The organism is Variovorax boronicumulans, assembly GCF_019352895.1.
In the GTDB taxonomy this organism is placed as follows: Bacteria; Pseudomonadota; Gammaproteobacteria; order Burkholderiales; family Burkholderiaceae_C; genus Variovorax; species Variovorax boronicumulans_A.
Genome location: NZ_JAAAFX010000009.1, coordinates 655,770 through 680,113 on the forward strand (window position 1 = coordinate 655,770; position 24,344 = coordinate 680,113).

Below are 24,344 nucleotides of genomic sequence, written 5' to 3' on the forward strand. Positions count from 1 at the left end.
GGCAGAATGAATGCATGACCGACGCCGCTTCCGATCCGATCCTCAGCCGTGCCGCCATCGCGGGCCATCCCCTGCATCCGATGCTGATCCACTTTCCGGTGGCGGCCCTGGTGGGGCTGGTCGGCGCGGATGCGGCCTTCCTTCACACCGACGATCCCTTCTGGTCGCGCGCGGGATTGTGGTTGTCCGGTGTCGGTGCCGCGGGCGGCTGGGTGGCGAGCATGGCCGGCCTGATCGACCTGCTCACCGTGCGACGGATCCGGCGCCTCGTCACAGCCTGGGCGCATGCGCTGATCGCCGTGATGATGCTGTCGATCGCTTCGCTGAACTGGTCGCTGCGCTGGGGCGACGACCCCGGCGCAGCCGTCGCGCCCTGGGGCGCGGCGATGACCTTGCTCACCGCCGTCTTCATCGCCGTCGCGGCGTACCTGGGCGGTCGGCTGGTCTACGAGAAGGCGGTCGCGGTCGACACCACGGACTGAGGGAGAAGACGGGGCCATCGGGTGGGTGTTCAGAAGGGTTTGCGCAGCACCAGCCACGCGATGGCCGCGAGCCACAGCAGCGAGCTCAGCGTGAGAAGCGGTGCGAAGCCGCGCGCGACAGGCTGGCCGCGCTCGGCCTGCAGCAGCAGCACGGCGCACGAGGCATGCCCCAGGACCAGCAGGCTCACCAGCGCGAGCTTGACCATGAGCCAGTGTGCAAGCAGACCGCTCCACAGGAAGATGGCGGTGCCCGACGCGATCGCCACCAGTGCCGCCGGTGTGGCCAGGTTCACGAACACGCCGCGCAGCAGGTGCCGGGGCAGGGCCTCTTCATCCGATTCGCCGCGCCGCGAGGCCGCGACGATCACCGCGGGCAGGTAGAGCAGGGCGCCGATCCAGGCGATCACCGCGCAGACATGGAGCAGCTTGAGCCACGGCATGCTCAGCGCGCGCCGTGTCCACAGGGATGGGGTTGGAGACGCGATGCGGGAGATCGTGCAGTCATTGGCATGGGCGGCAAGCGTGATGTGAGGCGCCTCGGCGCGCGCGTCGGTCTTCAGGAGAACACGGCAACGGGCAAAGGCCACGGCCGTGGATCACGCGATGTATGCCGGAAGCATCGAAGGCCAAGTGCGTGGCCGACGTGCACCGTGTGTTGTTGGAGCGCGTGCAAAGTCTGAATGAAGACGCGGCATGCGTGTGTAGGAATGCATCGCCTGGCGCAGGCGCTGCATGCGGCCGCAAGGGGACTGACGGAGAGCGCCTCGGCGCCATGCAGGACAAGCCCGCATTCATTGCCCCGGGACGCGTGGGGTGTGCGTTGCTATGGCAAGGTGTCCCCGTCGGCGCAGCTTTCCCTGACGGGAGCACAGCAGTGCCGGTGATCGTGGCCTGACCAGAACAACCAACAGAACCTGGGTCTTTCTCCAATGAGGTCGTCCGCTCCCGTGGACGCCTGCGCTTGCAGAGGACATCTGGTGTCTTTGAAGTCGAACGATTCCCGCCGCGATCGCGCGAGCACCTGGGCCTTGCGCCTCTATGCCCTTCTCATCGCCGTCTTCGGCCTCGCGCTCTTGGTGCTCGGTATCCGGTTGGCGCGGGTCGGAGGTTCCTGGTACTACGCGGCGATGGGGCTGGCGACGATCGCCAGCGGGGGCCTGATCTGGCGCGGCCATCGCGCCGGCATCGCCGTCTTCGGCCTTGCCACCCTGGCCACGATCGCGTGGTCCCTGTGGGAGGTCGGACTGGATGGCTGGGCCCTCATCCCGCGTCTCGCCTGGCTGGCGGTCCTGGGCTTCGTGCTGCTGGCGTTCTGGCCCGTGACCTTGCGGCAGCTCCCGGGCTTGGACCGGCGCCTCTACGGGGCGGTGGCGGGGGTGCTGCCCCTGGTCGCGGCACTGCTGATCGCGCTGCCGATCTTCTTTCCACGCGCCGTCGAGCTCGCGTCGCCCCAACTCGCTGCGGCACGCGCCCCGGAGGCTTTCAGCAGGGGCACGGTCGCGTCGCCGGACGGCAATGTCGCAGCCAGCCATGACGCGTCGAGCTGGACTTCCTATGGCGGCTCGAACCTGTCCAACAAGTTCAGTCCGTCGTCCCAGATCACGCCGCAGAACGTGAAGACGCTCGAAGAAGCCTGGCACTTCCGCACCGGCGACCTCAAGCCGGACGATGCCGACTACGCCTACGCCTTCCAGAGCACGCCGCTCATGATCGATGGCACGCTGTACGTGTGCACGCCGAGCCAGATCGTGATCGCGCTCGACGCGGCCACCGGCACCGAGAAGTGGCGCTTCGATCCCCAGGCCGATCGCAAGGCCATGGCGAACATCGCGGCGAGCACCTGTCGCGGCGTCGCCTACCACGAGGCGCCGGCCGCCGGCACCGAAGCGTGCCGCGCCCGCATCCTGGTGCCGGTGGTCGACGGACGCCTGGGGGCCATCGATGCGAAGACGGGCGCGCTCTGCATCCAGTTCGGCCAGGGCGGCTTCGTCGACCTGAACGAAGGCACGGGCAACACGCTGCCCGGCTTCGTTGCGCCCACATCGCCGCCGCTGGTGATGCGCGGCGTGGTGATCATCGGCACCGGCCAGATCGCCGACGGCGAGGAGCGCGCCGCCCCCTCGGGCGTGGTGCGCGGCTACGACGCCGTCACCGGTGTGCAGCGCTGGGCGTGGGACCTGGGGCGGCACGATGCGAACGCGGCGCTCGCGCCCGGCGAGATCTATACGCGTGGAACGCCGAACGTGTGGTCGCTGCTGGCCGGCGACGACGAGCTGGGCCTGGTCTACCTGCCCACCGGCAACCCGGCCAGCGATTTCTACGGCGCCGACCGGACCGAACTGGAAGACGAGTACACCGCGTCGCTGGTGGCCCTGGACGCTGCCACAGGACGCAAGCGTTGGCACTTCCGCACCGTGAACCACGACCTGTGGGATTTCGACCTGAGCCCGCAGCCGAACCTGGTGGATTTCCCGAGCGCGCAGGGACCTCGTCCCGCGGTGGTGCAGGCCACCAAGAACGGGCAGGTCTATGTGCTGGACCGCGCCACGGGCGAACCGATCCTGCCCGTCGTCGAGGCGCCGGTGCCGCAGTACGTCGACACGGATGAGCGCATTGCGCCCACCCAGCCCCTGTCGCCCGGCATGCCGAACACCGTGGGGCGGCCCGACAAGCAGATGGAGGTGCTGCGCGAAAGCCACGCGTGGGGCATCACGCCGCTGGACCAGCTGCTGTGCCGGACGGAGTTCCGCCAGCTGCGCTACGAAGGCGCCTACACGCCACCCACCCTGCAGGGCTCGCTGGCCTTCGCCGGCAACCACGGCGGCATCAACTGGGGCGGCATCTCGATCGACGTCCAGCGCGGCATCATGGTCATGAACAGCAACCGGCTGCCGTACACCGAGCAGCTCTTCACGCGCGAGGAGATCGACGCGATGGGCGTGCGGTCGGTCTTCCGCGGCGTGAGCGAACGCCCGGCCTACATGCCGCAGGTCGGGTCCACGTACGGGGCCCTGAAGAAGCCTTGGATGTCGGTGCTCAACACGCCCTGCATCGCGCCGCCCTGGGGCTACATCTCCGGCACGGACCTGCGGACCCAGGAAATCATCTGGCGCCGTCCGCTCGGCACCGGCTACGACTCGGGCCCGCTGGGCGTGCCGTCGCGGCTCAAGCTGGAGATGGGCACGCCCAACAACAGCGGCTCGGTCACGACGGCCGGCGGCCTGACCTTCATCGGCGCGTCGCTCGATCGCTTCCTGCGCGCCTTCGACACCGAGACCGGCGAACTGCTGTGGGACGTGCGCCTGCCGGCCGGTGCGCAGGCCAACCCGATGAGCTACGAGATCGACGGTCGTCAGTACGTCGTGGCCGCCGTCGGGGGCCATGAGCGGATGGAGACCCGCCTGGGCGACAGCGTCATTGCCTGGGCCTTGCCCAAACGCTGAAGCGACACCCCTTCAATTCACCCTGGAAAAAAGGAGCATTGCGATGAAAGACGATCCCACCACCGATGCCTCGTGCCGGGAGCAGATGCGCAAAGCGGAGGAGGAGGGCCGGCGCCTGCCCCAGCGTGGGCGTCGCCAGCCCGCGGATGCGCAGGATGCGTCCCTGGACGAGGGCAAGGCGTGCGAAGAGGGAAAGTCCGATGCGGAACCGGTCTCGACCGACCAGAAGAACAAGGGCGGCTCGGACCCCGCGGCGCGCGGGCGCGATGCGCCGGTCGACGTGCGTTAGCCACGGCCACGGCCATCCGCGGCGGCGCCTGGCTGCCATGCGACCGGCGACCCGGGAAAACCGCGCGCCGTGCCGCGCATCGCCCTGGCGCTATGGCACGATCGCCCGATGCCAGAACCCTCTCGACGCGTCCCGTACCGCAGCTGGCCGGGCGCGCTCCTCGTCGTGCTTGCCATCGGCTTCTATGTCGGGGGCCTGGGCTACTGGGACCGCCGCACGCCCGGCGCCCAACCCCTGCCTGTAGGCGAAACCGTCGAGGTCGGCCAGGCCCGCTTCGTGCCGGCCGAGGGCTGGGAGATGGACATCGCGCGCTCGCGGGCCGGACGTTCATTGATGCTGTTCAAGGGCGGCCACCGTTTCCTGGTGACGACGCTGCCCTGGGCCGGCGGGCCCGACGGGCCGATGGCAAGGCAGCAGCGGCTGATGGAGCGCGGGCAGGGCATGCGCCTGGAGGGCGAGGTGGCCGGCTTCGTCACCTCGTGGGGCCTGCAGGGCGTGACCTTCGCCTACGACGGGCCGAACCTGTCGGGCCGCTTCTGGCAGATGGTCGACCTGCAGCGCCGTTCGCTGGTGCAGGTCAATTTCTACGGCAGCAACGACGGCCTCAACGAGGCGCTGGCCGAGGCGCGCCGCATGCTGGACTCGATGGACCTGGAGGCCTCGATTTGAGCGCGCCGCTGTTCGACCCGGATGCCAACCCCTGGCCCGTGGGCACCGACTCCTTCTTCCAGCCGCGCCGCGCCGCCTTCTGGCTGCTGGCGGTGCTGATCGTCAACGGCCTGTTCTACACGACCCAGATGTTCGCGATGGGCTTTCGCGTGGTGCCGGTCACGGCCTTGCTGGGCTCGCTGGTGTGGGGGCTCTACACCCTCGCGTTCCTGCTCGTCTTCCGCACGCTGGACCTGCTCGAGCAGCACCCGCCCGAGGGCTACCTGCTGGCCTTCGCCTGGGGCGGCCTGGGCGCGGTCTACTTCGCAGCGCCGGCCAACATCGCGATCCAGAGCCTGTGCGCGAAGCTGGTCTCGCCGGAGTTCGCGGCGGTATGGGGCGCCGCGGTCGCGGGGCCGATCACCGAGGAGTTCCTCAAGCTCGCGGGCGTGATCCTGCTCGTGCTGGTGGCGCGCAACCAGTTCCAGACCTACCTGTCGGTGCTGATCGTCGGCGCGATGGCGGGGCTGGGGTTTCAGGTGGTGGAGAACCTGAGCTACACGATCAACGCCTCGATCTCCTTTCCGCTCGAGAACCAGGTCTCGCCGGTGCTGGTCAACCTGCTCACGCGCGGGTTGCTGAGCGGGCTGTGGAGCCACGCGGCCTACACCACCATCGCGTCCTTCGGCATCGCCTGGTTCCTGTTGCATCCCGAGCGGCCGATGGTTGCCAGGCTGGGCGTCGCGCTGTTGTGCTTCGCGCTGGCCTGGGGCATGCACTTCGCATGGAACTCGCCGCTGCTGGAGAACGTGCTCAACGACGGCTACGGCGAGATGGCGATCCTGCTGGCGATCAAGGGCATCCCGGCCATGCTGGCGGCAGCCCTGTTCTGGCGCGTGGCGGCGCAGGAGAACGGGGCCTACCTGCATTCGCTCGCCAGCTGGTTCGTGCCCGAGCGCGAGCTGATCCGCGACGACGAGTGGGTGCGCCTGGGCGCGCCGCTGCAGCGCTACCGGATCCGCCGCGAGACGGGCCGCGACTTCGGGCTGCGCGCCCGGCTCACGCGGGCCCGCCTGCAGCGCGAGCAGCTGCGGCTGATCCGCAAGGCGGCGGTCTACGGACGCGGCGCGCAGACGTTGCGGCACGAGGTGGCGATCCGGCGCCTGCGCATGCGGCTGGCCCTGCTGACGCAGCCGCAGGCGTCCGCGGTCGCCTGAGTTCCAGCCGTTCTGCGAGCGTTCAGGCGGCCGGGGCTCGCGCGCTCTTCTTCGTCGACTGGATCGCATCGAAGAAGGCGCTCACCATGCGCGCCCCGCGCCGCTCCCGCAGGCACAGCAGGTGCGCATAGGTGAAGATCTTCGCGTCGCTGATCGCGATCAGGTGCAGGCCCGGCCCGGGCACGAACTCGACCGTCGACACCGCCGCGATGCCCACGCCTTCGAGCACCGCTTCGCGAATCACCTCGCGGCTGCCGATCTCCATCACGACCTTGGGCTTCACGCCCGCCGACTGCAGCGCCAGCTCCAGCGCCTTGCGCGTGGTCGAGCCCTGCTCGCGCACCACCATGCGCTCGTCCTGCAGCTCGCGCAGCTTGATGCTGCGGCGCTGGGCGAAGGGGTGCGCGCTGGACGCGAAGATCGCCACGGGCTGCTTGCTGAAGGGCACCGACAAAAAGCGGTCGTCCTGGACCAGCTGGGCCAGCACGCCGACGTCGGCCCGGTAGTCCAGCAGCCGGTCGAGCACGTCGCGTGAATTGCCGGTGCTCACGCTGACCTTGATGTCGGGGTAGTGCAGGTTGAAGTCGGCCAGCATCTTCGTCACGTGGTAGGGGCCAACGGCCGCCACGCGCAGCTCGCCCGAGCGCAGTTCGCCCGAATCCTTGAGCAGGCTGACCGCGTCGGCCTCGAGCGTGAAGATCTGCTGCGCGAGCTGCAGCAGCTGTTCGCCGAACTGCGTGAGCTTCACGCGCTTGCCGCTGCGGTGGAACAGCTCGACGTTGTAGCTCTCCTCCAGGAAGCGCACCTGCGTGGTGATGGTCGGCTGGCTCACGTGCAGGTGGGCGGCCGCCTTGGTGAAGCTGCCGGTCTTGGCCACCGCATGGAACGAACGCAGCTGTGTCAGACGCATGGGGGAGGCCCTCCGGATGTATTCAGAAATTCTATAGAAGACGAGAAATCTTTGAATTTGTCGAGAGGCTTGGGTGATGATTTACTGCCCCCAGAGCGCGACGACCGTCACCAGAACGGCGAGCGGCATCTGTGCTTCAGGCCATCGGCGTTCCGGCGGCCCGATGGCGACGGGGCGGGCACTTTCGCCAACAGCGGAAGGACGCTCATGCATCCATAACTGACAGGAGACAAGACCATGATGAATCGAAGAAATCTGGTGTTCGGCGCGGCCGCCGCGGTGGCCGGCGGCATCGTTCTGCCGGCCCGCGCGCAGCAGCAGGTGCTGACCGTCGGGCTGATCCCCTCGGAAGACTCGCGCGCCATGATCGCCAACAGCCAGAAGATGATGGACATGCTGTCCAACGCCCTGGGCATGCCGGTCAAGCCCTTCGTGGCGGCCGACTACAACGGCGTGATCGAGGCGCTGCGTTCCAAGCGGCTCGACGTCGCCTACCTGGGCCCGTTCTCCTATGTGCTGGGGGCCAGCATCGCGAGCATCGAGGCCTTCGCGGTGGCCGAGACCAAGAAGGCCGGGCGCACCTCCTACTACAGCCAGATCGTGGCCCACAAGGACAGTGGCATCCGGAAGGTCGCCGACCTCAAGGGCAAGACCTTCGCCTTCGTCGACCCCACCTCCACTTCGGGCCACCTGTTCCCGAAGGCCGGGCTGATCAAGGCCGGCTTCAATCCCGACAAGGATTTCGGCCGCGTGATCTTCTCGGGCTCCCACGATTCCAGCGCCATCGCCGTGCAGAACAAGAAGATCGAGGCCGCCGCCATCGCCGACCGCATCCTCGATGCCGCCATCGCCAAGGGGCTGGCCAAGCGCGAGGACCTGGTCGAGGTCTGGCGCTCCGACCCGATCCCGGAATCGCCCACCGTGTGGCGGCGCGACCTCTCGCCCGATCTCAAGAAGCGGGTGCAGGCGGCGTTCCTCGAGGTCAAGGACATCCCGTGGTCGGACCAGGGCCTGCTCAACGGCTTCCACCCGACCAACGATGCGGCCTACAACATCATCCGCGAGACGGCCAAGATCCTGAATCTCGATCTCAAGGAGATGAAATGATCGAGATCCGCAACCTCAGCAAGCGCTACGGCGACTTCGTGGCGCTCCACGACGTCAGCATGACGGCCAAGAAGGGCGAGTTCGTGGTGATCCTCGGCGCCTCCGGGGCCGGCAAGTCGACGCTGCTGCGCTGCATCAACCACCTGGCCGACCCGAGCGCGGGCGAGATCCGCGTCGATGGCGAGCTGTCGCGCGGCGACCGCGCCGGGCTGCGCAAGGTCCGGCGCGACGTGGCGATGATCTTCCAGCACTACAACGTGGTGCCGCGGCTGTCGGTGCTCAAGAACGTGCTGACCGGCCGGCTCGGCTCGATGCCGGCGGTGCTGTCGTGGTTCCAGTGGTTCCCGAAGGCCGACATCGACGTGGCGCGCGAATGCCTGCGCCGCGTCGAGATGGCCCACAAGGCCGACGAGCGCACCGACACGCTGTCGGGCGGCCAGAAGCAGCGCGTGGGCATCGCGCGCGCGCTGGCCCAGCGCCCCAAGGTGATCCTGGCCGACGAGCCGGTGGCCAGCCTCGACCCCAAGACCTCGCGCAAGGTGCTGCGCTACCTGCAGCAGGCCAGCGTGGAATCGGGCATCACGGTGATCTGCAACCTGCACCAGGTCGACTACGCGCGCGAATTCGGCCAGCGCGTGATCGGCGTGGCGGCCGGCCGCATCGTCTTCGAAGGTCGGCCCGACGAACTCACCGAAGAGGTGCTGCAGCGCATCTACCCGGGCGGCATGGAAGAGGCCGGACCCGAGAAGGCGGGTGAAGCCGCCGCCACCGCGGCCCTGGCATCGGCTGCGTCGCCGGCCCCCGTCGCCCATCACCTCGCCCTGGAGCAATCATGATCAGCATCGGACGCTACAACCTGCTCGTGGCCCGCAGCAGCGGCAACGAGGGCTGGTGGAAATACGCGGGTGCCGTGGTGATCGGCTTCGCCGTGCTCTGGTGGGCCGCGCTCGGCAGCCAGGTGAGCTTCGGCGAACTGGTCAAGGGCATGCCTTGGATCGCCGACTTCCTCGGGCGCATGGTGCCGCCCAACTGGGAGTTCATGCAGAGCCTGGTCAAGCCTGCGATCGAGACGGTGCAGATCGCCATCTGGGGCACGCTGCTGGCCATCGTGCTCGCGGTGCCGGTGTGCTTCCTGGCGGCGCGCAACATCTCGCCCAACCTCGCGGTGTTCCACCTGATGCGGCAGGTGCTCAACATCGCCCGCGGCATCAACGAGATCATCCTGGCGCTGATCTTCGTGGCGGCGGTGGGCCTGGGCCCGTTCCCCGGCGTGCTGGCCCTGGCGCTGCATGGCGCCGGCATGCTGGGCAAGTTCTTCGCCGAGTCGATCGAGGACATCGACCAGGGCCCGATCGAGGCGCTGCGTTCGACCGGCGCCGGCCCCATCCAGATCATCATCTTCGGCGTGCTGCCGCAGGTCGTGACCGCCTGGATCGCTGTCGTGCTCTATCGCTTCGAGACCAACCTGCGCCAGGCCACCGTGCTCGGCATGGTGGGCGCGGGCGGCATCGGCTTCGAGCTGGTCGGGAGCATGAAGCTGTTCCAGTACCGCGACACCGCGACCTGCATCCTGGTGATCGTGGCCATGGTCATGGCGGCCGACTACATCTCCAGCAAGTTGCGCGCATGGATTCAACAAGGGGCACGTTAATGAAATCGGACAACTTCACGCTCACGGTCAATGGCCGCGACTACGGCAAGCCGGCCCAGCCGGTGGTGGTGGTGTGCGTCGACGGCTGCGAGCCGGACTACATCACCCAGGCGATCCAGGCCGGTGTCGCGCCCTTCATGGCCCGGCTGCTCGACAAGGGGACATCGCTGCTCGGCGACTGCGTGGTGCCCAGCTTCACCAACCCGAACAACCTGTCGATCGTCACCGGCGCGCCGCCCTCGGTGCACGGCATCTGCGGCAACTTCTTCCTCGACCCCGCGCTCGGCAAGGAAGTGATGATGAACGACCCGGCCTACCTGCGGGCCGGCACCATCCTGGCGGCCTTTTCCGATGCCGGCGCCAGCGTGGCCGTCGTCACCGCCAAGGACAAGCTGCGCACCTTGCTGGGCCACGGCATGCACGGCATCTGCTTCTCGGCCGAGAAGGCCGACCAGGCCACGCTCGCCAACGGCGGCATCGACGATGTGCTGGAACTGGTGGGCCGGCCGGTGCCCTCGGTCTACAGCGCCGAGCTGAGCGAGTTCGTGTTCGCCGCCGGCGTGCGGCTGATGGAGACGCGGCGGCCCGACCTGATGTACCTCTCGACCACCGACTACGTACAGCACAAGTGCGCCCCCGGCACCGAAGGCGCCAACGCCTTCTACGCGATGATGGACGGCTACCTCGCGCAGCTCGACGCGCTGGGCGCCGTGATCGCCATCACCGCCGACCACGGCATGAGCCCCAAGACCGATGCCGCCGGCCAGCCGCGCATCGTGTTCCTGCAGGAGGTGCTCGACGGCCTCGACGGCGGCCGCGCCAACCGCGTGATCCTGCCGATCACCGACCCCTACGTCGTGCACCACGGCGCGCTCGGCTCCTTTGCCACCGTCTACCTGGCGCCCGGCGTCGACCGCGCCGCCACGGCCCGGGCCCTGCGCGGCGTGGTCGGCATCGAAGGGGTACTGACGCGCGAGGAGGCGGCCGAGCGCTTCGAGCTGCCGCCGGACCGCATCGGCGACCTGGTGGTGGTGTCGGACCACCTGACCGTGCTGGGCACGCGCGCGGCCGAGCACGACCTGAGCGGCCTGACCGTGCCGCTGCGCTCGCACGGCGGCGTGTCGGAGCAGAAGGTGCCGCTGCTGTTCAACCGCCGGCTGCAGGGCGTCGACGCCACGCGCCGCCTGCGCAACTTCGACGTGTTCGACCTCGCGCTGAACCACGCGGTGCGCGTCCTCGCCTAGGAATCCGCATGAACGCCCATTACTTCAACCCCGTGCACAGCGTGTACGGGGCAGGGGCCCTGTCGTCCCTGCCGGAACTGCTCGACGGCCGCCGCGCCGCGGTGGTCACCTTCCCCGAGGCGCGCGCACTGGGCCTGGTGGCGCGGCTCGAGGCCGTGCTCGGCGACCGGCTGGCCTGCGTGATCGACTGCATCTCGCCCAACCCCGACGTGCAGGAGCTGTCGCAGACCTACGAGGATTTCTGGCGCACCTGCGCCGAGGTCGAGGTGATCGTGGCCGTCGGCGGCGGCAGCGCCATCGACACCGCCAAGGCGCTGATGGTGGCCGACGAGAGCGGCCGCTTCGATGCGCTGGTGAGCGGACTGGCCGGCGAGAAGCCCTTCACGCCGACGCGCTTCAAGCGCCTGATCGCGGTGCCGACCACGGCCGGCACCGGCAGCGAGGTGACGCCCTGGGCCACCATCTGGGACCGGGCGCGGCAGAAGAAGCACTCGCTGCACCTGCCGCAGACCTGGCCGGAGTACGCGGTGATCGACCCCGAGCTGATGCTCTCGCTGCCGGCCTCGGTCACCTTGCAGAGCGGGCTCGATGCGCTGTCGCATGCGCTGGAGTCGATCTGGAACGTCAACGCCAACCCGCTCTCCGACACCATGGCCTGCTCGGCCGTGCACGAGATCCTGGCGGTGCTGCCGGCGCTGATGCAGCAGCCGCAGGACCTGGGCCTGCGCGGACGCATGGCACTGGCCGCGCTGCAGGCCGGCATGGCCTTCTCCAACACCAAGACCGCGCTCGCGCATTCCATCTCCTACGAGATGACGCTGCGCTACGGCCTGCCGCACGGCATCGCCTGCTCCTTCTCGCTGCCGATGGTGCTGCGCAGCGCCATCGGCCAGCGGGCCGACCGCGACGCGGTGCTGGAGCGCGCGCTGGGCGCGCCGCTGGCCGAGGCGCCCGAACGTCTGGAACGCTTCATCGAGGGCCTGGGCGTCAAGACGCGCTTCGGCGACTACGGCGTCTCGGCGCAGGAAGCCCGGGCCATGGTGCTGCATGCGCAAGGCGGCGCACGCGGCAAGAACTTCATCGGTCGCCCCACCCCCACGGAGACACTCACATGAACGCACGACTGCCCTTGAAGGACAGCCCGGATTTCCGCGCCGAGACCCTGCGCATCGGCGGCGAGCGCGTGGCGCGCGAACGCACCCTGGACGTGGTGAACCCGTTCACCCGCGAGCGGGTCGGCACGGTGCCGCTCGCCAGCCTGGACGACGTGCGCCACGCCTACCGTATCGCGCATGCGTTCCGCCCGCGGCTCTCGCGCTACGAGCGCTCGGCCATCCTGCAGCGCGCGTCGGTGATTCTGCGCGAGCGTGCCCACGAGGCCTCGCGGCTGATCACGCTGGAGTCGGGCCTGTGCGTGAAGGACTCGATGTACGAGATCGGCCGTGTGGCCGACGTGCTGGTGTTCGGCGCCAACGAGGCGCTGCGCGACGATGGGCAGGTGTTCTCCTGCGACCTCACGCCGCACGGCAAGCGGCGCAAGGTCATCACGATGCGTGAGCCGCTGCAGGGCGTGATCACCGCGATCACGCCGTTCAACCACCCGATGAACCAGGTCGCGCACAAGGTGGTGCCCAGCATCGCGACCAATAACCGCATGGTGCTCAAGCCGTCGGAGAAGGTGCCGCTGTCGGCCTATTTCCTGGCCGACGTGCTCTACGAGGCGGGCCTGCCGCCCGAGATGTTCCAGGTGCTCACCGGCGACCCGCGCGAGATCGCCGACGAGATGCTGACCAACGCGCAGGTCGACCTGATCACCTTCACCGGCGGCGTGCCGATCGGCAAGTACATCGCGAACAAGGCCGGCTACCGCCGCATCGTGCTCGAGCTCGGCGGCAACGACCCGCTGATCGTGATGGAGGACGCCGACCTCGAACGCGCGTCCGACCTTGCGGTGCAGGGCTCGTACAAGAACTCGGGCCAGCGCTGCACCGCGGTCAAGCGGATGCTGGTGCAGGCCTCGGTGGCTGAGCGCTTCACCGAGCTGGTGGTCGAGAAGACACTGCGCTGGAAGCACGGCGACCCCAGCGACCCGTCGATGGACATGGGCACGGTGATCGACGAACAGGCGGCCCGCCATTTCGAGGCGCTGGTCGACGAGGCCGTGGCGCAGGGCGCGCGCGTGCTGGCCGGCCACCGGCGCGAGGGCGCCTTGTACGCACCGACCGTGCTCGACCGGGTGCGGCCCGAGATGACGCTGGTGCGCGAGGAGACCTTCGGGCCGGTGTCGCCGATCCTGACCTTCCGCGACATCGACGAGGCCATCGCGATCTCGAACGGCACGGCCTACGGCCTGTCCTCGGGCATCTGCACCGACCGCATGGACCATGCGACGCGCTTCGCGCAGGAGCTGAACGTGGGCACGGTGAACGTCTGGGAGGTGCCCGGCTATCGGATCGAGCTCACGCCCTTCGGCGGCATCAAGGACTCGGGCCTGGGCTACAAGGAGGGCGTGCAGGAAGCGATGAAGTCCTTCTGCAACGGCAAGACCTTCACGATGCCCTGGTAAGGCGGCATCGTCGATGGTGAAGGCCGGGGCGCAAGGCGCTCCCGGCCTTTTTCCATGCGCTCAGATCTTGATCCCGTTCTTCTGGATCAGCTGGCCGAAGTACTCGTGGTCCCGCTTCATGGCGCGCTCGAAATCGGGCGCATCGAGGTAGGCCAGGCCCAGGTTGAGCTTGGCCAGGCTGTCCTTGAAGCCCTGCTCCTCGACGGCCTGTCGCGCGGTGGCGCGCAGCATGTCGATCACGGGCCTGGGCGTGCCCCTGGGCGCGGCCAGCCCGCGCCAGGTGCCCAGCGCCAGGTCGATCCTGCGTTCCTTGAAGGTCGGCACGTTGCCGAAGGCCGGGATGCGTTGGTCGGCCATGATGCCCAGCATCTTGAGCTTGCCGCCCAGCACATGCGTGCCCACCTCGGCCGGGCTCACGTCGAGCGCGTCGATGTGGCCGCCCAGCAGCGCGATCACGGCCGGCGCGGCGCCGGAGTAGGGCACGTGGTTGAACTTCACGCCGGCCTGGTCCTCGAGCCCGATGGCCGAGAGGTGGTAGACCGAGCCGGTGCCCGCATTGCCGAGCTTGACCTCGCCGGGCTGCTTGCGGGCCGCGGCCAGGAACTCCTCGAGGGTGTTCCACGGCGCGTCGGCGCGCACGGTGATCGCGGCCGGGTCGGCATTGAGGCGCGCGATCGGCTCGAATTTCGTGTAGTCGAACTTGGCCAGGCCCAGGTTGGGCAGCGTCGTGACCTCGGCGATCACCATGCACAGCTTGTAGCCGTCGGCGCGGCTGGCCAGCACGTCGTTCATGCCGATCGCGCCGCTGGCGCCGGGGCGGTTGTTGACCACGATGGGCTGCGGGAACAGCTTGCGGGTCGCTTCGGCGAAGGCGCGCGCCAGTGCATCGGTGCCGCCACCGGCCGAAGCCGGCACCACGAGTTCGACCGGCTTGCCCGGGTAGGTCTCGGCCAGCGCCGGCCAGGAAAGGGGCAGGGCGGCGGCGCCCATGCATTGCAGCAGGCGGCGTCGGCGCCGGTCGTGCGGCTCTGATCCCGCGATCGATGCCGTGGCGTGGGGGGCTGGGTTGTTGGCGCTCATGGTTGTCTCGTGCTGTTGTTTTGGATGGAGAGGGCTGGGGAAAAGAGGGCCGTGCGCGCAGTGGCGTCAGGCGAAATTCCGTCGGTAGGTGTCCTCGAGCAACTTCGTGGCGGCCCTGGCCGCGGCCTCGGGCTTGCGTTGCTCGATCGCGCGGAAGATGGCGGCGTGCATCGCCATCGAGTGGCCCATGCCGCCGAATTCCTCGAAGGTCTTGGGCACGCTGACCTCCAGCGCCGCGCGGATCACCGAGGCCACCGGCATCAGGAAGCGGTTGTGGGCCGCGGCGATCACCTGCAGGTGGAAGTCGATGTCGGCCTCCATGGCGCGCTGCGCACCCAGGCGCTCGTCGCCCATGGCCTGCAGCGCCGTGCCGATCCGCGCCAGGTCCTCGGGCGTCGCGCGCTCTGCCGCGAGCCGGGCGGCCATCGGTTCGATGGCCAGACGGATCTCGAACAGCTCCTGCGCCAGCGCGCCCGGCGCACCGGTTTCGCCATGCCAGGCCATCACCGTCGGGTCGAGCGTGTTCCAGTGCGCCCGCGCACGCACCCGCGTGCCGATGCGCTGCTTCGCTTCGATGAAGCCGTTGCTGGCCAGCACCGCCAGGGCTTCGCGCAGCGTGGTGCGGCTGACTTGCAGTTCGGCCAGCAGCTCGAGTTCCTTGGGTAGGGTGTCGCCGGGCTGGAGTTCGCCCTGCAGGATGCGGCGCCCGATCCGGCCCGCAATCTGTGCCGGCAGGCCGCGCTCCAGCTCGCGGGGGCCGTCGTCGCCCGGGAGCTTCATGCGGCAGCCGATCGCCGGTCGACCAGCGGGCCGAGCGCCGCGGCGAAGCGCGCCACCATCGCCTCGCCAGCGGCCACGGGCTGCTGCGCGGGCGCACGGTCGTGGGTCGCGATGCCCGCGCGCGCGCCGAACAGGCGCTTGCCGTAGCAGAGGAAGTTCTCGATGCCCTGCATGACGAAGACCACCGCCGGCAGCATGGCCTGGTAGGCGCGTTCGGCGGCCGGCTCGTCGCAGCGGCGAAAGGCTTCGTAGGCCGCAACCGCATGGTCGATGCAATCGGGCGCGAGGATCATGCCGCGGCAGCCGGCACGCAGGTTGTCGATCAGCTCCAGCCCCCCGCGTCCGTTGAAGACGGGCACGCGGCCTGCGGTCCGCTCGATCAGTCCGGCGATCTCGACCACCGAGCCTTCGCCCTTGAGCAGCCGGATGTTCGGATGCTGCGTCACCAGGTCCCGGATCTCGTCCGCACTGAGCCCGCGCCCGAAGAAGGCGGGCGCATTCTGGATCGCCACGGGAAGGCTGGTCGCGTCGGCGACGCGGCCGAAGAAGCGGATGTACTCCGAGGCCGCGAACGCGCCCGCCGCGGGCGGCTGCAGGATCACCCAGTCGGCGCCGACCGATTCGGCGTGGCGCACCTGCGAGAGCTGCTCCGCCACCGAGGACCCGAAGATGGTGAGGGCCAGCGGCACGGCACCGGCCGTGTCCTCGGCGACCCAGTCCATCACCGTGCGGCGTTCGCCCTCGGTCAGCTTCGCCACCTCGGTCGCGAGCCCCAGCGCCGACATGCCATGCACGCCGCAGGCCAGGCAGGCCTGGACCTGGCGCCGCATGGCCGCCCGGTCGAGCTTCTCGTCGGCGTCGTAGAGCGCATAGAGGATGGCGTGGATGCCGTGAAAGCTGTCGGGGGGGAATTTCGGCATGGGTGGGCCCGGTTCGGATCGGTGATCTGTATCTGCGAATAAATAATATTATCGGAGTTATTAGCCAAAGGGAAGCGCCGCAGCCGATGCGTCGGCGCACTCACAGCGCAACCGGCGGCTCGGCGCGATAGGCGCGATGGAGCAGGTCGACGAAGGCCGGCGCCGGCGGCATCTCGACGCCGCCGATCTGCCGCACCGCGATGCCCGGCGACCAGGAGTTCATGACCACGGCACCCGCGAGTGACTGCAGGTCCTGCGCGCGGATCTCGCGCTGCGTCTGCGGAACGCCCATGCGTTCCAGCTGCCGCATGAGGATGCCCAGGCTGGTGCCCCGCAGCATCTCGGCCTCGGGCCAGACCACGCGCTGGCCGTCCCAGAACGCGAGGTTCCAGATCGAGCCTTCGCTGAGGCGGCCCTGCCGGTCGACGAAGGCCGCGTCGTCGAAACCCGCAGCGACGGCTTCGCGCAGGAACCAGGTCTTGGCGACCTCTCCGACGTGCTTGATCCGCGGCAGCGTTCGTTCGTGCGCGAACGTGGCCAGGCGGAGCGGCCCGGCGGGGCCCGACGAAGCGGGCAGGGCGCGCACGAGGATCTGCGGCACGGCTTCGGGGCCGGCCACCGTGAACTCTCCGGCCGGGGAGTAGACCGTGGCGGTCAGCGAGAAGTCGTCGGGGGCGAAGGGCCGCACCGCGCGCAGCGCCGTGCGCACGTCGTCGTCTGGCAGGGCGTGGCCGAACAAGGCCAGCGAAGCCGTCCGCAGTCGTTGCAGGTGCAGGTCCAGCCCGCGGACTGCCCCGCTGCGCACCTGCATCGCGGTGAAGTGCGCATAGCCCGCGAAGGCGAGCGGCGCCAGTTCCTCGGCCGAGGCCGGCCGGCCGTTGCGCAGGGCCGTGGCGGCCTGCCGTTCTTCATGGTCTGCATCGATCATCTTCAAGCACCTTTTCATCAGGAGCTCGAGGCTAAACTTTGACAGTGCTGTCAGAGTCAAGTGGCTCGAAGGAAGACATCGATGCGGATCGGAGAACTCGCGCGCCGTGCCGGCGTGAGCGAAAGAATGCTGCGTTACTACGAGCAGGCCGGCCTGCTGCGGCCCGCGCGCACGGACGCCGGCTACCGGGACTACGGCGACGCCGAACTCGAGGCCGCGCGGCGCATCCGCCTGCTCAGCGCCTCGGGCCTGAAGATCGAGGCCATCCGCGTGCTGCTGCCCTGCATGGTCGACGGTCCGGATGTGTTCATGCCCTGCGACGAGATTCGCGCGACGCTGCACCAGGAGGTCGAGAAGCTCGACGAGAAGCTGCGCGGCCTGCGGGAGAGCCGGCGCATCGTGGCGAGTTTCCTGAAGGGGCTGGATGCGGCGCCTCGGGTGACGGAGACCGCGTCGTAGCGCGGGCCGCATTGCTTTGGCCAAGGAGCCACGTTTCACTGTCAATCGGCCTTTCTGCCTTTTGCAGTGAAACGCTTTTCAAATCAACAGCTTGGATGGTGCGCACCCCAGTCTTGTCAGGCCGTCAGCCGCGCCTCCAGCTCATGCCGCTTCACCTTCCCCGTTGCACTGCGCGGGAAGTCCTCGAAGGCGATGAACACCACCGCCTTGGGCAGCTTGTAGCCCGCCATGCGGCCGCGGCATTGTGCGATCAGCGCGTCGGCATCGGGCGCGGCCTCGCTGCTGGCCACGAAGGCCACCGGCACCTCGCCCCAGCGCGCATCGGGGCGGCGCACGACCACGGCTTCCTGCACGCCGGCGCAGCCCAGCAGCACGCGCTCGATCTCGGCCGGGTAGATGTTCTCGCCGCCCGACTTGATCAGGTACTTGCGGCGGTCGACGAAATCGAGCGTGCCGTCGGGGTTGCGCACGAAGACGTCCCCCATGTGGAACCAGCCGCCGCGGAAATCCTTCGCGTTGGCTTCTTCGTTGCCCCAATAGCCGCTGAACAGGCTCGGGCCGCGGAAGGCGAGTTCGCCGGGCTGGCCGTCGGGCACCTCGAGGTCGTCGGGGTCGACCAGCCGGATCTCGCAGTAGGAGTTCTGCTGCTTCGACAGACGCGTCGGCGCCTCGCCGACCGGGACCAGCCCGCGGCTCGCGGGTGCGCTGCCGGTTTCGGTCGAGCCGAAGGAGTTGCGGAAGGGGGCGTTGTAGAGCGTGGTGACGCGCGCGATCTGCTCGGGCGGCACCAGGTCGGCCATGCAGCCGATGCTGCGTGCGCCCTGGGGCTGCAGGCCGCTGCGCTCGATTTCAGCGATCACGCGGTCGACCATGCCGGGCATCAGCGTGAGGTGGCCGATGAACTCCCGCGCCGTGATGCGCACCAGCGCCTCGACCTGCAGGCCGTCCATCACGATCACCTTGCCGCCCTGGAGCAACGTGCCGAACACCGGGTCGGTCGAGACCATGTGGAACAGCGGCGCCCAGGCGATGAAGCTGTCGGTGGGCTGTGTGGCGCCGTCGACGCGCGAGATCATCGTGCGCGCGAGCATGGCACGCTGGCTGATGAGCGCGCCCTTGGGCATGCCGGTGGTGCCGCTGGTGTAGAGGATCACCAGGCCGGCCTCGGGGTCGATGGCTTCGGCGGCTTCGGCGTTGTCCGCATCGGCGAGCAGTTGCTCGTAGGCCTGCTCGATGCACAGGCATTGCGCCACACCGTGGTCGAGCCGCGCCGCGGTCTCGGCGTAGCGCTGCGAATGCACCAGCAGCCGGGGCGAGACCAGGCGGATGCAGTACTGCAGCTCCTCGTCGGACTGGCGCCAGTTCTGGCACGCGAGGATCAGGCCCAGCTTGGCGGCGGCCAGTTGCATCTCGACGTACTCGGGGCGGTTCTCGCTGAGCATCGCGATGCGCTCTCCCGGTTGCAGGCCCCGTGCGCGCAGGCCGTGCGCGAGGCGGTTCACGCGCGCGTCGAGTTCCGCGTAGCTGCGTTGCAGCGCGCCGCATTCGAGCGCGATGCGTGTGGGCGTTCGGCGCACCTGCTGCAGGAACAGGCCGGTCAGGCTGGGCTGTGCCGCGCGAATGGGCAGGGACGGGGGCAGAGGCAGGGCGGAAGTAGGCATGCCCGCACTCTAGGCAGGCACCGCGCCGCTGCCTTCGTCGTAAGCGACGAAATTGCCGGCCGGATTCGTCCGATCCGACGATGGTTGCGGCACCCCCGCCTTCCTACGATGCCGGCTCGATCCAAGAACAGATGGAGACACGCATGAAGAAGATCTCGCGCCGGGCCTGCATGGCCCTGGCCGCCGCTGGCTGCCTGCAATGCCTCGCACCATGGGTCCATGCGGCCGATGCACCGGCCACCACCTTCCCCGACAAGCCCGTGCGCCTGGTCATGCCCTTCCCCGCGGGCGGCATGGGCGACGTGGTGGCGCGGCAGATCGCGCTGGACCTGAGCAAGCTCTGGGGCCAGCCGGTGGTGGTCGACAACCGCGCGGGTGCCTCCGGGATGATCGGCAACGAATTCGTCGCGCGCTCCGCACCCGACGGCTACACGCTGCTGCTGGGCATCAGCCAGCTGGTGCTTGCGCCCTCGATCTATCCGAAGATCCCCTACGACGTGCAGAAGGACTTCGTGCCGCTGGTCCGCGTGGCCGATGCGATGGCGGTGTTCATCACCAACGACCCCGACATCCATTCGCTGAAGGACTATGTGGCGCTGGCCGCGAAGTCGCCCGACAAGTACAGCTACGGCACCTACGGCGCGGGTTCGCCGGCGCACATCCATTCCGAGATATTCAACCGCAACAACAAGATCAAGACCGTGCACATTCCCTACAAGGGGGCCGCGCCGCTCATGACCGACCTGCTGGCCGGCCATGTCACGCTGTCCTTCAGCGACCTGGCCACGCCGCTGCCCTACATCCAGTCGGGAAAGCTGCGCGCCTATGCGGTCAACGGCAGCCGCCGCGCGCCGCTGTTGCCCGACGTGCCGACCTTCGAGGAGCAGGGCTACAAGGGCCTCGACGTGCTGGGCTGGTATGGCATGTTCGCGCCCGCGAAGACGCCGCCCGCAGTGGTGAAGAAGCTGCGCGCGAGCCTCGATCAGGTGCTCAAGGCGCCCGAGCTGCAGGCCCGGCTCACGGCCCTGGGCCTGCTGCCCGTCACGGCCACACCCGAGTCCTTCGAGCAGAAGGTGGCCAGCGACCTGGTCTACTGGCAGAAGAAGGTGGCCGAGAACGAGCTCCGGATCGAGCAATGAGCGCGGCCCCGCGACCCGAGGTCGCCGCGGTCACCGGCGTCGGCGAGACCGTCTACGAGCGCGGCATCTCGGCGCGCAGCAGCCTCGCGCTGCAGCTCGACGCAGGCCTGCGCGCGGTGCGTGACGCCGGCCTGGCGCCGGGCGACATCGACGGCATCCTGCCCATGGCCTCGGGCTCGGCGATGGCCGAGGACTTCATCCAGAACTTCGGTATCCGCGACCTGCGGCTGTCGGCCACGGTGCCGATGGGCGGCGCGAGCGCGGTGGCCTCCCTGCAGCTGGCCTGCGCGGCCATCGGCGCGGGCATCTGCCGCCATGTGCTGCTGGTGGCCGGACGCGACGGCCGGGGTGGCGCGATCGGCGACCGGCTGCGGCTCATGCCGCAGTTCCGCAGCGTGGCCGAGTTCGAGACGCCCTCGGGCGCCTTCGCGCCGGTGCAGCTCTACGCGCCGATGGCCAGGCGCCACATGCAAACCTACGGCACATGCAGTGAAGACCTGGCGCACATCGCCGTCACCATGCGGCGCCATGCGATGGGCAACGCCAACGCGATCATGAGAAAGCCCATGACCGTGGCCGACCACCAGGCCTCGCGCATGATCTCCGACCCGTTCCGGCTGTTCGACTGCAGCCTGGAAAGCAGCGGCGCCGCGGCGGTGGTGGTCAGCGCGCGCGAAGCCTCCTTCGACCGCCCGCACCGGCCGGTGCCGATCCTGGCCGCGGCCGAGGGCCACCCCGACGCGCCCTCGGCCATCACGCAGCGCGCCGACCTGCTGCAGCTGGGCATCGCCAAGGCCGCGGCGCGCGCCTTTGCTTCGGCCGGCGTCTCGCACGCAGACATCGACCTCGCCCAGATCTACGACTGCTTCACCTACATCGTGCTGTGCCAGCTCGAGGACCTGGGCTTCTGCGCCAAGGGCGAGGGCGGGGCCTTCGTGCGCGACGGCCGGATCGGGCTGGGCGGCCAGTTGCCGGTGAACACGCACGGCGGCCTGCTCTCGCAGGCGCACATGGTGGGCATGAATCACGTCGTCGAGCTGGTGCGCCAGCTGCGCGGCGAGGGCGGCGACAACCAGGTGGCCGGGGCCGAGGTCGGCCTGGTCACAGGCTATGGTGACATGGGTGACGGTGCGGTCGCGATCCTGCGCCGCGGAGGATGATGAAGATGCGCTTTCCCGCTTCGGTCGACACCCAACCCTACTGGGACGCGCTGGACGCCGGCGAGCTGCGCGTGCAGCGCTGCACGGCCTGCGGCACCTGGCGCCACTACCCGCGGCCGATGTGCACGGCATGCCACGACTTCGGGCACGCCTGGCTGCCTGTGTCGGGCGCGGGCACGGTGCACAGCTGGACCGTGACGCACCAGAGTCCGCTGCCAGGCTTCACCGAGGCGGTGCCCTTCGTGCTGGTCACGGTGGACATGGCCGAGGGCATCCGCATGCTGGGCCTGCTCAAGGACCTCGATCCGGACAGGCTGCACATCGGGCTGCCGGTGCGCGCCTCCGTCGAGACCGTGCCCGGCGGCGAGCCGCAGCCGGTGTTCCGGCCTGTCTGAGCGCATGGATTCGTCGCTTCGGACGATGCCGGCGCCCGGGGTCCGTCCCTAAACTTTTTCCCCAGGGCCGGCGTGTCGCCGGCCATGAGGAGATTCTCTTGTTCCAAGGCGAAAGCATCAGCGTCCTGCCGCTGACCGAAGGAGGGCTGGTCGAGCTGCGTTTCGACCGCCGCGGCGAGGCCATCAACAAGCTGGACGCACGCACCGTCGACGAGTTCCGCCAGGCCACCGCGGTGATCGCGGCGGCGCCCGAGGTGCGCGGCGTCCTGGTCACGAGCGCCAAGGACGTGTTCATCGTGGGCGCCGACATCACCGAGTTCGGCGCTACCTTCCAGCAGGCCGAGGCCGACATCGCCGCCGGCGTGCGCGCCAGCAACGAGCTGTTCAATGCCTTCGAGGACCTGTCGGTGCCCAGCGTGGTCGCGATCAACGGCTTCGCGCTGGGCGGCGGGCTCGAGCTGGCGCTGCTGGCATCGCTGCGCGTGATGTCCGACACGGCCCAGGTCGGCGTGCCCGAGGTCAAGCTGGGCCTGTTCCCCGGCTTCGGCGGCACGGTGCGGCTGTCGCGCGTGGCCGGCCTGGCCACGGCCGTCGACTGGGTCGCGAGCGGGAAGCCCGCCAAGGCCGCCGCGGCGCTGGCCGCGGGCGTGGTCGACGTGCTCGCAAGCCCCGACACGCTGCGTGCCGAGGCCTTGGCGCTGCTGCAGCGCGCGGTGCGCGGCGAGGTCGACTGGCAGGCCGCGCAGCAGCGCAAGCGGGTGAAGCTCTCGATGCGCTCGCAGGAAGCCGAGGGACTGGTCGAGACCGCGCGCACCGCGCTGCTGGCGCGCGGCCCCAAGCACCAGCCGGCCGCCGTGATCGCGCTCGAGATGATGGCCCAGGCCGCGGGCCAGGACCGCTCCGGCGCGCTCGACCTCGAAGCCGCTGCCTTCGGCCGCGTCGCCAAGACCCAGGCCGCGTCCTCGCTGGTGCAGGCCTTCCTCAACGACCAGGCTTTGAAGAAACTCTACAAGGCCCATGCGCGCGAAGGCCGCCAGGTCGCGCAGGCGGCGGTGCTGGGCGCGGGCATCATGGGCGGCGGCATCGCCTACACCAGCGCGTTGCGCGGCACGCCGGTGCGCATGAAGGACATCGCGCAGCCGCAACTCGACCTGGGCATCGCCGAGGCGAGCAAGCAGCTGGCCAAACAGGTCAAGAGCGGCCGGCTCGCGCAGGCGCGCGCCGACGCCGTGCTCGCATCGATCCGGCCGCAGCTCGACGAGGTCGGTTTCGACGCCGTCGATTGCGTGATCGAGGCCGTGGTCGAGAACCTCGCCGTCAAGCGCAAGGTGCTGGCCGCGCTCGAAGGCACGGTCCGGCCCGGCACGGTGATCGCGTCGAACACCTCGAGCCTGCGCATCGACGACATCGCACAGCCGCTCGCGCGGCCCGAGGATTTCGTCGGCATGCACTTCTTCAACCCGGTGCCGGTGATGCAGCTGGTCGAGGTGATCCAGGGCTCGCGCACGCGGGCGTCGGCGGTGTCCACGGCCGTGGGCTATGCGGTGGCCATGGGCAAGACGCCGATCGTGGTCAAGGACTGCCCCGGCTTCCTGGTCAACCGCATCCTCACGCCCTACATCACGGCCTTCACCCAGCTGGTGGCCGACGGCGCCGACTTCGAGCACATCGACTGCGTGATGGAAGCCTTCGGCTGGCCCATGGGCCCGGCCTACCTGCAGGACGTGGTCGGCATGGACGTGGGCGCGCACGTGGGCGACGTGATCTCGGCCGGCTACCCGCAGCGCATGCGCCCCACGCAGCGCGACGCGGTCAAGCTCATGGTCGCGAACCGGCGCTACGGCCAGAAAAACGGTGCCGGCTTCTACCGCTACGAGAACGATCCCACCGGCCGGCCGCGCAAGTTCTCTGCGCCCGAGGCGCACGCGCTGGTGGCCACGCTGCAGCCCGAAGGGCGGCGCGACTTCTCCGACGCCGACATCGTCGAACGCATGATGCTGCCGCTGATCGTCGAGGCCGCGCATGCGCTCGAGGAGGGCGTGGTCGCGACGCCGGCCGAGCTCGACATGGCGCTGCTGCTGGGCATCGGCTTCCCGGCCTATGCGGGCGGCGCGCTCAAGTACGCCGACTGGCTGGGCCTGGACCGCGTGGTCGCGCTGAGCGAACGCCATGCGGCCCTGGGCCCGCAGTACGCCGCCACGGCGCGCATGCGCGAGATGGCGGCCAGCGGCGCGCGCTACTACCCAGTCTGATTTCTTCCTCTTT

General features: G+C 69.3%; 23 protein-coding genes. 16 read left to right on the forward strand and 7 right to left on the reverse strand.

All coding sequences use genetic code 11. From position 1 onward, the window contains the following. Positions 1 to 14 precede the first annotated feature (14 nt). Positions 15 to 482 carry a DUF2231 domain-containing protein gene (locus tag K0H49_RS22135; RefSeq protein ID WP_219217095.1) on the forward strand — a complete coding sequence of 156 codons (468 nt, stop codon included), beginning with the start codon at positions 15 to 17 and terminating at the stop codon, positions 480 to 482. Positions 483 to 511: 29 nt separating this feature from the next. Here K0H49_RS22135 and K0H49_RS22140 read toward each other — a convergent pair whose 3' ends face one another. After that, positions 512 to 922 (reverse strand): CopD family protein, encoded by a 411-nt coding sequence (locus K0H49_RS22140; protein ID WP_219217096.1) that lies wholly within the window; start codon positions 920 to 922, stop codon positions 512 to 514. A gap of 537 nt (positions 923 to 1,459) precedes the next feature. Here K0H49_RS22140 and K0H49_RS22145 point away from each other — a divergent pair. The 4 genes from K0H49_RS22145 to K0H49_RS22160 all read left to right on the forward strand — a co-directional run bounded on the left by K0H49_RS22145 (position 1,460) and on the right by K0H49_RS22160 (position 6,079). Continuing rightward, on the forward strand, positions 1,460 to 3,925 hold the full coding sequence (locus tag K0H49_RS22145; RefSeq protein ID WP_219217098.1) for a membrane-bound PQQ-dependent dehydrogenase, glucose/quinate/shikimate family: 2,466 nt from the start codon (positions 1,460 to 1,462) through the stop codon (positions 3,923 to 3,925). A 43-nt stretch (positions 3,926 to 3,968) separates the two neighbouring features. Next, a complete protein-coding gene (locus K0H49_RS22150) occupies positions 3,969 to 4,214 on the forward strand; it encodes a hypothetical protein (RefSeq protein WP_219217101.1) in 246 nt (81 codons plus the stop codon). Positions 4,215 to 4,322: 108 nt separating this feature from the next. Continuing rightward, positions 4,323 to 4,883: a hypothetical protein gene (locus K0H49_RS22155; protein ID WP_219217103.1), complete on the forward strand. Its 561-nt coding sequence runs from the start codon at positions 4,323 to 4,325 to the stop codon at positions 4,881 to 4,883. Beyond that, on the forward strand, positions 4,880 to 6,079 hold the full coding sequence (locus K0H49_RS22160; RefSeq protein WP_219217106.1) for a PrsW family intramembrane metalloprotease: 1,200 nt from the start codon (positions 4,880 to 4,882) through the stop codon (positions 6,077 to 6,079). The genes K0H49_RS22155 and K0H49_RS22160 overlap by 4 nt, the downstream gene beginning before the upstream one ends. Positions 6,080 to 6,101: 22 nt before the next feature. Here the strand turns inward: K0H49_RS22160 and K0H49_RS22165 are convergent, their stop codons facing one another. After that, on the reverse strand, positions 6,102 to 6,989 hold the full coding sequence (locus K0H49_RS22165; protein WP_219217108.1) for a LysR substrate-binding domain-containing protein: 888 nt from the start codon (positions 6,987 to 6,989) through the stop codon (positions 6,102 to 6,104). 240 nt (positions 6,990 to 7,229) lie between these two features. Between K0H49_RS22165 and phnD the strand changes: the two genes are divergently transcribed. The 6 genes from phnD to phnY are packed head-to-tail and all read left to right on the forward strand — an operon-like array spanning position 7,230 to position 13,557. Further along, complete coding sequence (gene phnD, locus K0H49_RS22170; protein WP_183026010.1) at positions 7,230 to 8,096, forward strand: phosphonate ABC transporter substrate-binding protein; 867 nt, start codon at positions 7,230 to 7,232, stop codon at positions 8,094 to 8,096. After that, positions 8,093 to 8,932: a phosphonate ABC transporter ATP-binding protein gene (gene phnC, locus K0H49_RS22175; RefSeq protein ID WP_219217111.1), complete on the forward strand. Its 840-nt coding sequence runs from the start codon at positions 8,093 to 8,095 to the stop codon at positions 8,930 to 8,932. Before phnD ends, phnC begins: the two co-directional genes overlap by 4 nt. After that, positions 8,929 to 9,747, forward strand: coding sequence for a phosphonate ABC transporter, permease protein PhnE (gene phnE / locus K0H49_RS22180; protein ID WP_219217112.1), 819 nt, complete (start codon positions 8,929 to 8,931; stop codon positions 9,745 to 9,747). Before phnC ends, phnE begins: the two co-directional genes overlap by 4 nt. Continuing rightward, the gene (gene phnA, locus K0H49_RS22185) at positions 9,747 to 10,991 is read left to right on the forward strand and encodes a phosphonoacetate hydrolase (protein WP_219217114.1); all 1,245 of its coding nucleotides are present in this window, start codon (positions 9,747 to 9,749) and stop codon (positions 10,989 to 10,991) included. The genes phnE and phnA overlap by 1 nt, the downstream gene beginning before the upstream one ends. Positions 10,992 to 10,999: 8 nt before the next feature. After that, the gene (gene psrA, locus K0H49_RS22190; protein ID WP_183025854.1) at positions 11,000 to 12,106 is read left to right on the forward strand and encodes an iron-containing alcohol dehydrogenase PsrA; all 1,107 of its coding nucleotides are present in this window, start codon (positions 11,000 to 11,002) and stop codon (positions 12,104 to 12,106) included. Continuing rightward, complete coding sequence (gene phnY, locus K0H49_RS22195) at positions 12,103 to 13,557, forward strand: phosphonoacetaldehyde dehydrogenase (RefSeq protein WP_219217118.1); 1,455 nt, start codon at positions 12,103 to 12,105, stop codon at positions 13,555 to 13,557. The genes psrA and phnY overlap by 4 nt, the downstream gene beginning before the upstream one ends. A gap of 60 nt (positions 13,558 to 13,617) precedes the next feature. Here the strand turns inward: phnY and K0H49_RS22200 are convergent, their stop codons facing one another. From K0H49_RS22200 to K0H49_RS22215, 4 genes are all read right to left on the reverse strand, one after another. Then, on the reverse strand, positions 13,618 to 14,637 hold the full coding sequence (locus K0H49_RS22200) for a Bug family tripartite tricarboxylate transporter substrate binding protein (RefSeq protein WP_257625072.1): 1,020 nt from the start codon (positions 14,635 to 14,637) through the stop codon (positions 13,618 to 13,620). A 66-nt stretch (positions 14,638 to 14,703) separates the two neighbouring features. Further along, positions 14,704 to 15,417, reverse strand: a complete 714-nt coding sequence (locus K0H49_RS22205) for a FadR/GntR family transcriptional regulator (RefSeq protein ID WP_219217120.1) — start codon at positions 15,415 to 15,417, stop codon at positions 14,704 to 14,706. Next, complete coding sequence (locus tag K0H49_RS22210) at positions 15,414 to 16,337, reverse strand: dihydrodipicolinate synthase family protein (protein WP_219217122.1); 924 nt, start codon at positions 16,335 to 16,337, stop codon at positions 15,414 to 15,416. Before K0H49_RS22210 ends, K0H49_RS22205 begins: the two co-directional genes overlap by 4 nt. A gap of 100 nt (positions 16,338 to 16,437) precedes the next feature. Then, positions 16,438 to 17,265 (reverse strand): aminotransferase class IV family protein, encoded by an 828-nt coding sequence (locus K0H49_RS22215; protein ID WP_219217124.1) that lies wholly within the window; start codon positions 17,263 to 17,265, stop codon positions 16,438 to 16,440. Between the two features lie 81 nt (positions 17,266 to 17,346). Between K0H49_RS22215 and K0H49_RS22220 the strand changes: the two genes are divergently transcribed. Further along, the gene (locus tag K0H49_RS22220) at positions 17,347 to 17,724 is read left to right on the forward strand and encodes a MerR family transcriptional regulator (RefSeq protein ID WP_219217126.1); all 378 of its coding nucleotides are present in this window, start codon (positions 17,347 to 17,349) and stop codon (positions 17,722 to 17,724) included. Between the two features lie 116 nt (positions 17,725 to 17,840). On the opposite strand, the gene K0H49_RS22225 is transcribed toward K0H49_RS22220, so the two are convergent. Next, positions 17,841 to 19,385 carry a class I adenylate-forming enzyme family protein gene (locus tag K0H49_RS22225; protein WP_219217128.1) on the reverse strand — a complete coding sequence of 515 codons (1,545 nt, stop codon included), beginning with the start codon at positions 19,383 to 19,385 and terminating at the stop codon, positions 17,841 to 17,843. Positions 19,386 to 19,528: 143 nt separating this feature from the next. On the opposite strand from K0H49_RS22225, the gene K0H49_RS22230 reads away from it, so the two are divergent. The 4 genes from K0H49_RS22230 to fadB all read left to right on the forward strand — a co-directional run bounded on the left by K0H49_RS22230 (position 19,529) and on the right by fadB (position 24,331). Continuing rightward, entirely contained in the window at positions 19,529 to 20,524 is a 996-nt protein-coding gene (locus tag K0H49_RS22230; protein WP_219217130.1) for a Bug family tripartite tricarboxylate transporter substrate binding protein, read from the forward strand. Next, the gene (locus K0H49_RS22235) at positions 20,521 to 21,684 is read left to right on the forward strand and encodes a thiolase family protein (RefSeq protein WP_219217132.1); all 1,164 of its coding nucleotides are present in this window, start codon (positions 20,521 to 20,523) and stop codon (positions 21,682 to 21,684) included. Before K0H49_RS22230 ends, K0H49_RS22235 begins: the two co-directional genes overlap by 4 nt. Positions 21,685 to 21,689: 5 nt before the next feature. Beyond that, entirely contained in the window at positions 21,690 to 22,079 is a 390-nt protein-coding gene (locus tag K0H49_RS22240; protein ID WP_219217142.1) for a Zn-ribbon domain-containing OB-fold protein, read from the forward strand. Positions 22,080 to 22,177: 98 nt separating this feature from the next. After that, the gene (fadB, locus tag K0H49_RS22245; RefSeq protein ID WP_219217144.1) at positions 22,178 to 24,331 is read left to right on the forward strand and encodes a fatty acid oxidation complex subunit alpha FadB; all 2,154 of its coding nucleotides are present in this window, start codon (positions 22,178 to 22,180) and stop codon (positions 24,329 to 24,331) included. Positions 24,332 to 24,344 lie beyond the last annotated feature (13 nt).

Excerpts from the sequence above, each read along its gene's own strand:
- K0H49_RS22165 (WP_219217108.1), bottom strand. The coding sequence starts at position 6,989 with ATGCGTCTGACACAGCTGCGTTCGTTCCATGCGGTGGCCAAGACCGGC.
- phnA (WP_219217114.1), top strand. The coding sequence starts at position 9,747 with ATGAAATCGGACAACTTCACGCTCACGGTCAATGGCCGCGACTACGGC.
- K0H49_RS22140 (WP_219217096.1), bottom strand. The coding sequence starts at position 922 with ATGCCGTGGCTCAAGCTGCTCCATGTCTGCGCGGTGATCGCCTGGATC.
- phnE (WP_219217112.1), top strand. The coding sequence starts at position 8,929 with ATGATCAGCATCGGACGCTACAACCTGCTCGTGGCCCGCAGCAGCGGC.
- phnC (WP_219217111.1), top strand. The coding sequence starts at position 8,093 with ATGATCGAGATCCGCAACCTCAGCAAGCGCTACGGCGACTTCGTGGCG.
- K0H49_RS22210 (WP_219217122.1), bottom strand. The coding sequence starts at position 16,337 with ATGCCGAAATTCCCCCCCGACAGCTTTCACGGCATCCACGCCATCCTC.
- K0H49_RS22225 (WP_219217128.1), bottom strand. The coding sequence starts at position 19,385 with ATGCCTACTTCCGCCCTGCCTCTGCCCCCGTCCCTGCCCATTCGCGCG.
- phnY (WP_219217118.1), top strand. The coding sequence starts at position 12,103 with ATGAACGCACGACTGCCCTTGAAGGACAGCCCGGATTTCCGCGCCGAG.
- K0H49_RS22200 (WP_257625072.1), bottom strand. The coding sequence starts at position 14,637 with ATGAGCGCCAACAACCCAGCCCCCCACGCCACGGCATCGATCGCGGGA.
- phnD (WP_183026010.1), top strand. The coding sequence starts at position 7,230 with ATGAATCGAAGAAATCTGGTGTTCGGCGCGGCCGCCGCGGTGGCCGGC.
- K0H49_RS22220 (WP_219217126.1), top strand. The coding sequence starts at position 17,347 with ATGCGGATCGGAGAACTCGCGCGCCGTGCCGGCGTGAGCGAAAGAATG.
- K0H49_RS22230 (WP_219217130.1), top strand. The coding sequence starts at position 19,529 with ATGAAGAAGATCTCGCGCCGGGCCTGCATGGCCCTGGCCGCCGCTGGC.
- K0H49_RS22150 (WP_219217101.1), top strand. The coding sequence starts at position 3,969 with ATGAAAGACGATCCCACCACCGATGCCTCGTGCCGGGAGCAGATGCGC.
- K0H49_RS22215 (WP_219217124.1), bottom strand. The coding sequence starts at position 17,265 with ATGATCGATGCAGACCATGAAGAACGGCAGGCCGCCACGGCCCTGCGC.
- K0H49_RS22205 (WP_219217120.1), bottom strand. The coding sequence starts at position 15,417 with ATGAAGCTCCCGGGCGACGACGGCCCCCGCGAGCTGGAGCGCGGCCTG.
- K0H49_RS22135 (WP_219217095.1), top strand. The coding sequence starts at position 15 with ATGACCGACGCCGCTTCCGATCCGATCCTCAGCCGTGCCGCCATCGCG.
- psrA (WP_183025854.1), top strand. The coding sequence starts at position 11,000 with ATGAACGCCCATTACTTCAACCCCGTGCACAGCGTGTACGGGGCAGGG.
- K0H49_RS22155 (WP_219217103.1), top strand. The coding sequence starts at position 4,323 with ATGCCAGAACCCTCTCGACGCGTCCCGTACCGCAGCTGGCCGGGCGCG.
- K0H49_RS22235 (WP_219217132.1), top strand. The coding sequence starts at position 20,521 with ATGAGCGCGGCCCCGCGACCCGAGGTCGCCGCGGTCACCGGCGTCGGC.
- K0H49_RS22240 (WP_219217142.1), top strand. The coding sequence starts at position 21,690 with ATGCGCTTTCCCGCTTCGGTCGACACCCAACCCTACTGGGACGCGCTG.